Origin of the sequence: Ferrimonas marina, assembly GCF_900129905.1 — a bacterium.
Taxonomy (GTDB): Bacteria; Pseudomonadota; Gammaproteobacteria; order Enterobacterales; family Shewanellaceae; genus Ferrimonas; species Ferrimonas marina.
Genome location: NZ_FQXG01000007.1, coordinates 221918 through 234054, shown reverse-complemented (window position 1 = coordinate 234054; position 12137 = coordinate 221918). Strand labels below are relative to the sequence as shown.

At 63.8% G+C, this 12137-nt stretch carries 8 protein-coding genes; 5 read left to right on the top strand and 3 right to left on the bottom strand.

Annotated elements, in window-relative coordinates:
- Positions 1-45 precede the first annotated feature (45 nt).
- A complete protein-coding gene (locus BUC04_RS17460; protein WP_067660766.1) occupies positions 46-1935 on the bottom strand; it encodes an amidohydrolase in 1890 nt (629 codons plus the stop codon).
- Between the two features lie 245 nt (positions 1936-2180).
- Here BUC04_RS17460 and BUC04_RS17455 point away from each other — a divergent pair, with 245 nt between their 5' ends.
- From BUC04_RS17455 to BUC04_RS17435, 5 genes are all read left to right on the top strand, one after another.
- The gene (locus BUC04_RS17455) at positions 2181-3584 is read left to right on the top strand and encodes a YfcC family protein (protein ID WP_067660769.1); all 1404 of its coding nucleotides are present in this window, start codon (positions 2181-2183) and stop codon (positions 3582-3584) included.
- Between the two features lie 161 nt (positions 3585-3745).
- The gene (locus tag BUC04_RS17450; protein WP_082766688.1) at positions 3746-5368 is read left to right on the top strand and encodes an alkaline phosphatase; all 1623 of its coding nucleotides are present in this window, start codon (positions 3746-3748) and stop codon (positions 5366-5368) included.
- Positions 5369-5581: 213 nt separating this feature from the next.
- Complete coding sequence (locus BUC04_RS17445; protein WP_073326034.1) at positions 5582-6268, top strand: ABC transporter ATP-binding protein; 687 nt, start codon at positions 5582-5584, stop codon at positions 6266-6268.
- Entirely contained in the window at positions 6261-8633 is a 2373-nt protein-coding gene (locus BUC04_RS17440; protein WP_067660775.1) for an FtsX-like permease family protein, read from the top strand. The genes BUC04_RS17445 and BUC04_RS17440 overlap by 8 nt, the downstream gene beginning before the upstream one ends.
- Positions 8630-9757: a lipocalin-like domain-containing protein gene (locus BUC04_RS17435; protein WP_067660778.1), complete on the top strand. Its 1128-nt coding sequence runs from the start codon at positions 8630-8632 to the stop codon at positions 9755-9757. Before BUC04_RS17440 ends, BUC04_RS17435 begins: the two co-directional genes overlap by 4 nt.
- Here the strand turns inward: BUC04_RS17435 and eutC are convergent.
- On the bottom strand, positions 9754-10617 hold the full coding sequence (gene eutC / locus BUC04_RS17430; RefSeq protein ID WP_200804705.1) for an ethanolamine ammonia-lyase subunit EutC: 864 nt from the start codon (positions 10615-10617) through the stop codon (positions 9754-9756). The two genes, BUC04_RS17435 and eutC, sit on opposite strands and share 4 nt — an antisense overlap.
- Positions 10610-11983, bottom strand: coding sequence for an ethanolamine ammonia-lyase subunit EutB (locus tag BUC04_RS17425; protein ID WP_067660784.1), 1374 nt, complete (start codon positions 11981-11983; stop codon positions 10610-10612). Before BUC04_RS17425 ends, eutC begins: the two co-directional genes overlap by 8 nt.
- Positions 11984-12137 lie beyond the last annotated feature (154 nt).

The window sequence follows — 12137 nt, the reverse complement described above, 5'->3', positions numbered from 1 at the left end:
GACCCTCCGGGCTAGGGGCTGACAACCACATCTCTGGCACCAGCGTCAGTGCTGGTGCTGCAGCAGTTTTTGCCAGTGGGCCAGTACGGCTTGGGCTAGCGGCTCATCCTGGGTCGCTGCTGGTGTGGCGCCAAACTCCCCTTCGCTAGCGCCGGGCCCAGGTTCTGCCTTCGGTGGCTCGGCCTGGGAGTCGGGTGCGACCGGCTGAACCCGACCCGCCAGCACCGTACCCCAGACCTTGATGGTGTTGATCGCCTCCGCTGGCACCGTCAGTGGGTCACTGTCCAGTACGGTAAAATCGGCGCGCTTACCCACTTCGATGCTGCCCACCTCCTGCTCCATTCGCAGGGCGTAGGCCGCACCCAGGGTAACCGCCTTGAGCGCATCCGGTGCCCGCAGCCGCTGCTCGGGCCCGGCCACCCGACCTGAGCTGGTTTGACGATTCACCGCGGCCCACATCAGGTAGAGCGGCTGCGCCGGGGCCATCGGCATGTCCGAGTGCAGTGATAACGGGATCCCGGCCCGGGAGACGTCCCCCAGCCGTACCATCTGATCGGCTCGAGCCGGGCCCAGACCGATCTCACCGTAGCGATCCGCCAGTGCCACCGGGTAGTAGGGGTTGGCGGAGACGATGGCACCCAGCAGCTTCAACTCCTGGACCTGGGCCTGGTCCGCCATGCCGAAGTGAACCAGGGTGGTGCGGTGGTCCTGGCGCGGGGTTCGCTGCTGGTTCTCCTTGAGCACCTGCAGGATCATCGCCAGTGCGGCGTCGCCATTCTGGTGGATATGGATCTGGTAGCCAGCATCCCAGTAGGCCTTAAAAGCTTGGGAGAATAGGCTAGGGGGCATGATCCATTCACCCTGGTGGCCATCGAGGTAGGGCTCCTGCACCTGCATCAGCTGACTGAAGATGGCCCCGTCGGCGAACAGCTTGACCTGCTTGGGCAGGAACTGGGTGTTGCCGGCCCCCCAACTGAGCAGCTTCTCGGTTTCACCGATAAGATCCCCATCCAGGTGCTGCTGGGCCAGGCTCTTGCCGTCGGGGATATAGAAAAAGCGAAACGGGGTATCGCTCTCTCCCAGCACCGCATTCTGGGCATCCTGCAGGGGCTTGGATTGTATTCCGCCGGGTTCAGCGGCCAGGGTCACCCCGGCCTGGTGCAGGTAGTCGCGGGTTAGGCGCAGGCCCTGCTCCAGCCGCTCCGGAGTGGCGATGGCCGGCGCCAGCTTGGGCAGCAGGGCAAACATCCCCTGCTCATAGAAATGGCCCTGCTCCAGGCTAACCTGGGCCCGGGCCTCGCTATCGAGCTGCTCAACAAAGCCGGCATCGATGCCGAACTGCTGCAGGGCGGCGGAGTTGAGGTAGAACTCATGGGCACTGCGATGCCAGACCACGATGGGCCGCTTGGCGTTGATGCCATCCAGAACCCCCTTGTCCAGCGGACCATGGAAATAGTGGTGATAGCCCCAAACCAGTAGCAGCTGGTCTGCCGGAGCCAGGGCTTCATCCGCCTTGCTCAGGCGCTGACGAAACGCCGCCTGGTCCTTGGCAGCAGGCACGGTGCCACTGGGCAGCTGCCAGGGCTCGATGGCGATGATCTCCGAGGTCAGGGTCAGGGCGCTGAGCAGTGGGTGCAGGTGGGGCTCGATCAGGCCAGGCACCAACACCTTCTCTTCAAAACGGCGATCCACCCGCACCTGGTAGTCCTTGAGCAACTCGCTGACCACCTCCTCATCACCCACCGCCAGGATACGACCCTGGTGCACCGCCACCGCCTTGGCCTGGGGACGGAGCGGGTCCAGGGTGTGGATGGTAGCGGCAACGAACAGGGTCACCGGCTGCTCCGGCTCCAGCCCTTCCGCCAGTTGCTGCAAAGAGGACTGCGCCGCCATCAGCCAGGGGCAAAACAGCAGCAGGGGGATGAGGCGCAACATGAAGACTCCTCGACCAAGGCAAAACACAGCCAAGTGTAGACCCTGCTGGGATCGCGCTCTGTGGTGGCCATAAGCGTGATCCCTGCGGGACCGGGCCGACCGACCGCTGGGATCCGGATCGCAGCTTTTTAACTTGGCTTCGGGGTGGGCTGTGCGAAGCCTGAACAAACTGGCAGAATGCGCGCTTTTTTGCTCACGGGATAGCCGCTTTTTCTGGCCAATCCCCTGTAATTGATGGGAGAGCTATGCAATCTGCTGAGGTCACTCAGGCCAAGGGCGCAGCCCAGGCCCAAGAGGTCAATCACCCCTTTCTTTCCCTGATCATCATGGTGGTGGTGGCCCTGATAGCCACCTACCTGATCCCCGCCGGCGAGTTTGACCGGGTGGTGGTGGATGGCCGCACCCTGGTGGACCCCGCCAGTTTCCGTTTGGTGGAGAGCAACCCCGCCGGCATCACCGACTTCTTCAATGCCTTCTACAAGGGCTTTGTCCAGGCGGCCGGTATCATCGGTCTGGTGCTCTTCGTTGGCGGTGCCTTTGGGGTGCTTAAGTACATGGGGGTACTGGATGCTGCCGTCTATGGCCTGACCGAACGCACCCAGGGCCATGGCCTTAAGGTGATCGCCCCGGTGGTGATGATCGCCATCTATCTCAATGTCACCTTCACCGGCATGCGCGAGCTGGACGTGATCTTCATTACCCTGATGATCCCGATCTGCATCAAGCTGGGCTACGACGCCATGACCGCCCTGGGCATCGTGCTGCTGGCCTCCTGTGCCGGCTTTGCCGCGGCACTGGCCAACCCCTTCTTCACCGGTATCGCCCACAACATCGCCGAGCTGCCGCTCTACTCCGGTATGTGGTACCGCGCCATCATCGGCGCCTTTATGCTGGTGACCGGGATGATCTATGTGCTGCGCTACGCCGAGAAGGTCAAGCGGGACCCCTCCCTGGCGGTGATCACCTCGGTGGAGAAGGTGGCTGACCAGGTGGCGCCGCTGACTCCCCGTGAGAAGGCCGCCGGCCTGGTGTTCGTGGCGATCATGGGCTTTATGATCTTTGGCACCCTGACCATGGATTTCGGCTTCACCGAGATGTCCGGCTGCTTCTTCGCCGCCGCCTTTATCTCCGGTCTGGTGGGGGGGCTGAGCCTCAACCGTATCTGTGACTACTGGACCCGTGGCTGCAGCGACGTGCTGGTGGCAGCGCTGATCATCCTGTTTGCCCGTGCCATCATGACCATCATGGAAGACGCCATGGTGGTCGACACCATCATCCATGGCCTGTCTCAGTTCCTGGTAGGGGGTAACGAGCTGGTCTCCGCGGCGGCGATGTACCTGTCCCAGGCGATCATCAACCTGTTTATCCCCTCCGGCTCCGGTCAGGCGGTGATCACCATGCCGATCATTGTGCCGCTGGCGGACATGGGTGGGGTGACCCGTCAGGTGGCGGCGCTGGCCTCCCAGCTGGGGGACGGCATCTCCAACTACATCTACCCCACCAATGGCGGTCTGCTGGCGGTACTGGCCCTGGCCAAGATCTCCTACAGCAGCTGGGCCCGCTTCTTCCTGCCGCTGTTCCTGTTGTGGAGTGCGGTGGCCCTGGTGGCGGTGCTAGTCGGCCAGATGATCGGCCTCGGCCCGTTTTAATCAAGAAGCCCTGCATCCATGCAGGGCTTTTTTGTAACCCGGTTAACCCTCTGGCAGCCCCGGCTTGAAAGGGGCAGAACATTGCCCTTAGTATCGCCACAGGTTTGTCATCAATTTAGGGTATAACCCAGCAATTCCCGCGACTTGGCAAGGAAACAATAATGACAAGAATGCACCCTTTGGCCGTGATCCTGGCCACCACGTTGTTAGCGGCCTGCTCCAAGCCGGAAACCGAGATTGAGGCCCCGCAGGCTGCGGCCCCTGAGCCGGCAATCGCAGCGGAGCCTGAGCCGGTACACCGCTACGGTTCCGTCGGTCAGTTGGGCCTGGATGGGCAACCCAGCCCGCTGCAAAGCGGTTGGTTTACCCAGGGACAATCCCAGTTGAAATCCATGATGGAGCTGACCCCGCTGACCGAGCGCCCCCGCAACGTGGTGCTGTTCGTCGGCGACGGCATGAGTGCCACCACTGTGGCGGCGGCCCGGATCCTGGCCGGTCAGCTGCAGGGCCGTCCCGGTGAAGATCATCAGCTCAGCTTCGATGCCTTCCCCTTCACTGCCATGGTGAAGACCTACAACACCGATGCCCAGACGCCAGATTCCGCCGGCACCATGACCGCCATGATGACCGGGGTGAAGACCCGCGCCGGGCTGCTGGGGGTGGACGAGAACGTCAATCGTCGTAATTGCGCTGAGTTCCGTGAGCACCGGCTGATGAGCGCGATGATGCTGGCGGCCGAGGCGGGGCTGGGTACCGGTGTGGTTACCAACACCCGCATCACCCATGCTACGCCGGCTGCCACCTTTGCCTGGTCGCCGGATCGCAACTACGAGAGTGACGCTGACCTGACCAACTGGGGCAAGCAGGTGGGCTGCGTCGATATCGCCAGCCAGCTGATCAGCTTCGACTATGGCCGTGGCCTGGACGTGGCCTTCGGCGGTGGCCGAGCCCAGTTCCTGCCAGAGGACCAGGCGGATCCCATCTACCCGGGCGCCGGTGGTAAACGTAAGGACGGTCGTAACCTGACCCAGGAGTGGCAGCAGCGCCACGCCCAGTCACTCTACATCCACACCAAGGCGGAGTTGGAAGATCTGCCGGTGGAAGCCGGGGTTCAGGTGCTGGGGCTGTTTGCCCCCTCCCACAACGAGTACCGGGTGGATCGCCAGGACTCTGAAACCCACAGCTCGCTGCAGCCGAGCCTCAAGGCGATGACCCTGAAGGCGATTGAGCTGCTCAAGGCACAGGGGGATGAGGGCTTCCTGCTGGTAGTGGAGTCCGGTCGCATCGACCATGGCCACCACGCCGGCCAGGCGCATCGAGCCCTGCACGAGGTGATTGAGCTGGACGAAGCGGTAGCGGCCACCCTCGGCGCCGTGGGCGATGACACCCTGGTGCTGGTAACCGCAGACCACTCCCACACCATGACCTTCGCCGGCTACTCCGCCGCGGGTAACAATATCCTCGGGCTGGCGGGTCGTACTGATGCCAACGGCGAGTTTATCCCCACCCTGGACAGCGATGGCCAGCCCTACACCACCCTGGCGTACGCCAACGGGCCGGGTGCTCGCTACCCCACCGCCACCCTGACCGCCGAGCAGGTGGTGCAGAAGGATTACCGTCAGCGCGCCATCACGCCGCTCAATTCGGAAACCCACGGCGGTGAGGATGTGGTGCTCTACGCCACTGGACCCGGAGCTCAGTTGGCCCGGGGTACCCTGGAGCAGAACCTGGTGTTCCACCTGATCGATGCAGCCCTGGGGCTGAGTGAGCAGGCAGCGAAATAAACAGCTCACGCTAACCAAACAACGCCGGCCCCGTGCCGGCGTTTTTTTGTTTTCTGTCCCACCATTTTTATTGGCGGTCACCAATCCGTTACCGGGGTGATTACGTAACACTCGGAGGTGCAAGTAAATATCTTCGGTTCAAGCTGACAAGCGCTTTATCTGGCGGAAATTTGCTGCGTACACTGGGGTTACAGAGGATCTGCAGGAGGGGCCATGATCCGAATCCAATCCCTACGCTTCACCCGCCAGGATGGCGATAAGCAACGGGTTATCTTCGACCACCTCGACCTGGAGGTGCAACAGGGACAGCACTGCGCCCTGCTGGGCGACAGCGGCAGTGGCAAAACCACCTTGATGAACCTGCTCGCTGGCCTGGAGCCGGTGCAATCCGGCCAGATCCAGGTGGGCAGTCACCAACTGGCCCGGATGGGGCCAGACCAGCTGGCGCGCTACCGTCGCGAGCTCGGCATTGTCTTCCAGGGCTTCCAACTGCTGCCCGCCCTTACCGTTCGTCACAACATCCTGTTGCCGCATCGGCTGCGCTATGGCCACGACCGGGCCCCCCGGTTCACCCGCCTGGTCTCGGCGCTGGGGCTGGATCACCTGTTGGATCGTCTGCCGGATAAGCTGTCCGGCGGTGAGCAGCAGCGGGTTGCGGTATGCCGGGCCCTGATCCACGAACCCACCCTGATCCTGGCGGACGAGCCCACCGGCAACCTGGATGAAGCCAACAGCCGTGAGGTGGTGCATCAGCTGCGCTCCCTGGCCCAGGCACAAAACGCCACCTTGCTGATGGTGACCCACAGCCAGGAGCTGGCGGCCCAGTTCCCCAGCCAGCTGGAGCTGCATCAGCAGAGCCTGCACTGGCGCCAGTCCGCGCGGGAGGGTCAGCGTGGTTAAAGGCACCATGGCCAGGGATTTCCTGGCACTGAGCCTGGGTGATCTGCGCCGTCATCGCTGGCTCTACCTGTGGCTGGCGCTGGGATTGGTGCTCGCCGGGGCATTGCTGTCCGGGGTCGAGGCGCTCAATCGTGCCGCCAAGGCCAGCTTCACCACTGCCGAGCAGGGCCTGGATACCCACTACCCCTGGCGTCTGCATTCGCTACTGGCGGGCCAGCGCATCCACCGCGACCTGTTCCTTGAGCTGCGCCGGGCAGGGATCCAGGCCCGGCCAGTAAGTCAAAGGATGATCCGGCTGGAGGATGGCCAGGTAGTGCGGGTGCGCGGGGTGGAGTTGCCGCCGGGCTACCTGTCTGGTCAACGCGGTTGGCAGACCATCGTCGATCAGCGCCAGGCCGAGCGCCTGGGCTGGCTGGATGAACAACGCCTGACCAGCGAGCAGGGCGTCCAGTTGCCGCCGTTGACCCTGCGTGCCGACGTCGGCCCCTGGCTAATCATGGATATCGGGCAGGCGGCGCGGGTCACCGGTTCCGGCCCCTGGCTCAGCTACCTGGAGCTGCCGCCGCTGACCGAGGCACAGCAGCGCTGGGTCGAGGCCCGCCTGGGGGATGACCTGGTGCTGCGGCCCATGGCCGAAGCGGGGGACTCCAACCTGCTGGAGGCGTTTAGCCTCAACCTGACCGCTCTATCCAGCCTCAGCTTCCTGGTGGGGCTGCTGCTGGCCTTCCACGCTCTGGAGCGGCTGGTTCAGCACCGCAGCCAAAGTCTCAATGTCCTGCATCAACTGGGCTTTACCCGGCGCCAATGGCTCACCGCCCTGATGGTGGAGCTGGCGTTGTGGTCGGCCCTGGCGGGCCTGGTAGGCAGCCTGATCGGTATCCGCTTGGCCCGTTTCTTAAGCCCCGGGGTGTCCGATACCCTGGTGGCCCTCTACAACATGCAGCAGCCGCTGAGCCTGAGCTGGAACTGGGGCCATGCCCTGTTCTGCTTCGCCATCCTGTTTGCCGCGCTGGCGCTGATGATCCTGTGGCTGCTGCGCCCGGGGATGCGCCGTCGCACCCTGACCGGCCTCATCCTGGCCTTGGCGGCGCTGGTAATGGCGCTGCAGCTGGCAGCCAGCAACCAGAACCAGGCGCTGGCACTGGTGGCGCTGACCGTGTTGCTGTCGATCCTGCTGTTGCCACCGGTGCTGCAGTGGGGCAGCCGTCAGGTGGCGCGGCTTGCGCCACGGCTGCCGGTAGAGTGGGCCTGGGGGATGTGGGATCTCTCCAGCGCCAGCCGCCGCCTGGTGATCCCGATGATCGCCATCACCCTGGCGCTCTCTTCCGCCATCGCCACCCGCATCCTGGTGGGCTCGTTCGAGCAGGCGCTGGGTCAGTTCCTGGAGAGTCGCCTGCACGCCGACATCTATCTCTATGCCGATCAGGCCACCCTGGAGCGGATCAAGCCGGAGTTGGCCGCGATGCCGGAGGTGAGCAAGTTGCAGGCGCGCAGCCAGCGCCAGGGCCAGGTGGGGGAGACCCCGGTGCGCATCGTTGGCTACAACGATCAACCGCAGCCCTGGGCCTTTATGACCTTCTCCGAGGTGGATGCTAACTGGTGGCCGGCGCTGCAAAACGGCAGGGGCTGCCTGATCAATGAGCCGATGGCGATGCGACGCAACCTGGTGCTGGGGGATGAGCTCCAGCTCAACAGTGGCAATCGCGCCATGTCGTGCCGGGTAATGGGGGTTTACTTCGACTACGGCAATCCCCATAGCGAGGTGACCCTGCCGATCCCGGTGATGGCCCGTCGCTTTGGCCAGGCACCGCCGGATGGCTATTCGCTGATCCTGGCGCCCGGCGTCGATCTCTCCAATATGCTGCTGACCCTGCAGCAGCGCTACGAGCTGCCCCAGGCGGGTCTGGTGGCTCAGCGTACCCTGCGGGAGCAAGCCAACGGCCTGTTCCGTCGTACCTTTGATATCACCGATGCACTGGCCTGGCTGACCCTGTCGGTGGCCATGGTGTCCTGGTTTGCCTCACTGGCAGCGCAGCAGCAGGGCTGGGTCCGTCAGCAGGCGGTGGTGTCCGCATTGGGGATGGTGCGCGGCCAGATCCTGCGGGCAAGAATGGCCCAGTTGGTGGTGCAGATGGGCCTGGTCGCCGGGGTCTCGGTGGCGGTGGGGCTGCTGCTTGGCTGGCAGTTGATCCACAAGGTTAATCCGCTGGCCTTTGGTTGGAGCATGCCGGTGCACCTGGGTAGCGGCGATTGGGGCAGCGGCCTGTTGAGCGCCTGTCTGATCCTGCTGCTGGTAGCGGTGGGGCCGATCTGGTGGCAAACCCGACGCTCGCTGGCGTGGGAACTGAGCCGGGAGGAAGCATGAGCGACAGCATCAATATCCGGCAATGGATCATCTACCGGGTGACTATCCTGCTGGCCCTGACCCTGCTGGCGGGCTGTCAGCAGAGCCAGGAGGACACGGCACTGGAGAGCAGCCTGGGTAAGAGCCTGGGGGCCAAGGTAGAACCGGGGCGGACCCTGAGCTTCCCCCAGGACCATGGTGCCCATAACGATTACGGCATCGAATGGTGGTACCTCACCGCCAATCTCAAGGACAGGCAGGGGCGGGATCATGGCGTGCAATGGACCCTGTTCCGCTTCCGCGGCGAACAGGACACCGCCGACAACCCCTGGTGGCAGGGCCAGTGGTACATGGGCCACCTGGCCTGGTCGCCCCCGCAGCAAGTGGGAGAGCACCGGGCTTGGGAGCGCTGGGGCAGGGGAGGCGTGGGTGCCGAGCAGCAGGCCGGCGTTCTGGCCCAGCCCTTCTCAGCCTGGATCGATGACTGGCAACTGCAAAGCCGAGAGGCGCCCTTTCTGCCGCTGAACCTGGTGGCGGGTGAGGACGATTTTCGCATGGCGCTGGTACTGGGGGACTCGCCCCAGGTACGCCATGGCAAGGATGGCTATTCGCAAAAAAGTGCTGACGGTAACCTGGCCTCCTTCTACTACAGCTATCCGATGCTCAAGGTCTCGGGTCACCTTAAGGGCCCTGATGGCTGGTTCGAGGTCAGTGGCGAGGGCTGGCTCGACCGGGAATGGTCCTCGCAGTTCCTGGATAAGCGCTACCAGGGCTGGGATTGGCTCAGTGCCCACCTGGATGGCGGTGATGCCTTGATGCTGTTCTGTATGCGCCCCTCCGAGGGGCAGGATCCGAAGCTGCGACACTGCGAAGGCTCGCTGATTGCCCCGGATGGCAGCCTGCAAGCGCTTAAGCCAGAGCAGATCCAGTGGCGGGCAACGCGCTGGTCGAGTCTCGATAGCGGCCGCTTCCCGGTGGCCTTTGAGCTTGGCCTGCCAGATAGGGATTGGCAGATGACGGTGGAGACCCTGTCGGAGGATCAGCGCAACCAGCTGGCGTTCCCCTACTGGGAGGGGCCGGTCCGCCTCAGCGGCAGCCGCGCGGGGATCGGCTTTATCGAGATGACCGGTTACGAAAACCGCTAAGATTTTGTCTTGCCGGCCAGTAGGAAGTTGCTGCCCAGGGCTTGCGGGGCAGCCTGCTCCGCTTGCTCCTTCAGCTCTACCCCACTGAGTCTACGTCGCCGGGCCTCACTGAGCAGGTAGAGCGCCCGTAGTGCCGCCTGGCGGTAATCCAGCCCCTGCGGGCGGACATTGGAGATGCAGTTGCGTCGCTCATCGGTACAGCCGACCCTGGGGTGCCAGGTTAGATAGAGCCCCAGGCTGTCGGGGCTGGAGAGGCCCGGACGCTCCCCCACCAATAGCAGCACCGCATCGGCCTGCAGGCGCTGACCAATCTCATCACCGACTGCGACCCGCCCCTGCTGCACCAGGCTGATGGGGGCCAGATGCCATGATTGCGCATCCGCCTGCAGCTGGCTTAGCAGATGTTGCAGCATCGGCCAGGCGTTACACTCGATCGCCTTGGCGGAGAGGCCGTCGGCCACCACGATAGCCAAGTCGAAGGGGGACTCGGTCGCATCCTTGTGCTGTTTGGCCAGCTGTTCCAGTTGCTGGCCAGAGGCTGAGCTTAACTGTCGGCCAAGGTCTGGCCGTTGCAGGTAGCTGGCCCGGTCGGCGCAGGCACTGGACAGCTGGCAGCAGCCGGGGCCGTCAACCAGGGCCTCGATGCGTTGCTGTAGTGGGGCAAAGTCCACCGCCTGCCAGATGGCATCCCGGGCGCGGGCATGATCCAGCTGGAACGCCAGCCATTCCCTGGTGGTCTGGCTTACTCCGGCACGACCCTGTCCTACCCGGGCGTCGGTATAGCGGCGCAGGCCATGCCAGGGATCTGGCTGGCCCAAGGAAGTAGGCTCAGTTCCTGGCTTAGTTTGTGGTTTAGTCACTGGCCGTCTCCCCGGTAACCGCTTGAAGTGGAGTCTGGAATGCCGGTGGCACCGCCGGATTCAAGCGGCCATCAGCCCCGGTGATCGCCATGCTGGAGAGCCACTGGGCAAACTCCGGGGCGGGCTGTTTACCCAGCACCTGGCGCAGGTAGAGGGCGTCATGGAAGGAGGTGGTCTGGTAGTTGAGCATGATGTCATCGCCGCCGGGGATCCCCATCACGAAGTTGCAGCCCGCCACGCCCAGCAGGGTCAGCAGGTTGTCCATGTCGTTCTGATCTGCCTCGGCGTGATTGGTGTAGCAGACATCCACCCCCATCGGCAGCCCCAGCAACTTGCCGCAGAAGTGATCCTCCAGCCCCGCTCGGGTGATCTCCTTGCCATCGAACAGGTACTCCGGGCCGATAAAACCGACCACGGTGTTAACCAGCAGCGGCTCAAAGCGGCGGGCCACGGCATAGGCCCGGGCTTCACAGGTCTGTTGGTCAACCCCATGGTGTGCATTGGCTGACAGGGCGCTGCCCTGGCCGGTCTCAAAGTACATCAGGTTATTGCCGACGCTGCCACGCTGCAGTGAGAGCGCCGCTTGTTGTGCCTCCTCCAGCAGTGACAGGCTGACGCCAAAACTCTGGTTGGTGGCCTCGGTGCCACCGATGGACTGGAATACCAGATCCACCGGGGCGCCGTGCTCGATCGCTGCCAGGGTGTTGGTGACATGGGTCAGCACGCAGGATTGGGTTGGGATCCGGTAGCGCTGGATCACCTCGTCCAGCATCTTCAGCAGGTCACAGGCCTGGTTTAGGTTGTCGGTGGCGGGGTTGATGCCGATCACCGCGTCGCCATTGCCATACAGCAGGCCATCGAGGATGCTGGCGGCGATGCCGCTGGCATCATCGGTGGGGTGGTTGGGCTGCAATCGGGTAGCAAAATGGCCCGGCAGTCCCAGGGTGTTGCGAAAGGCGGTCACCACCTGGCACTTCTGTGCCACCAGGATCAGATCCTGGTTGCGCATCAGCTTGCTCACCGCGGCGACCATCTCCGGGGTGAGGCCATCAGCCAGGGCTGCCAGGGCCTCGGGGCTGGCCTGCTCGCTGAGCAGCCAGTTGCGAAAATCCCCCAGGGTCAGGTGCGCCACCGGGGCAAAGGCATCAGGGTTGTGGCTGTCAAGGATCAGCCGGGTGATCTCATCTTGTTCGTAGGGCACCAGCGCTTCGTTGAGAAAGCGGCTTAACGGGACCTCGGCCAGCGCCATCTGGGCGCGAATGCGCATCTCTGCCGTGGGGGCAGCCAGCCCCGCCAGGCGGTCGCCACTGCGGGCCGGACTGGCCCAGGCCAGCAAGGTTTTGAGCTCCTGCGGTAGGGTGGCCATCCCGCCTCCATCACGCTGCTTCCATCTCTCGAACCTAACCCAGGGGACCGGTTCTGTCGAGCCGGCTGACGGGCGGGAAAAGTGTGATCAAAGGGCAAAAATGCGCCAAGGATTTGGCAAAAAACGGGTCAAACAATTGGCATAGAAATCGTGC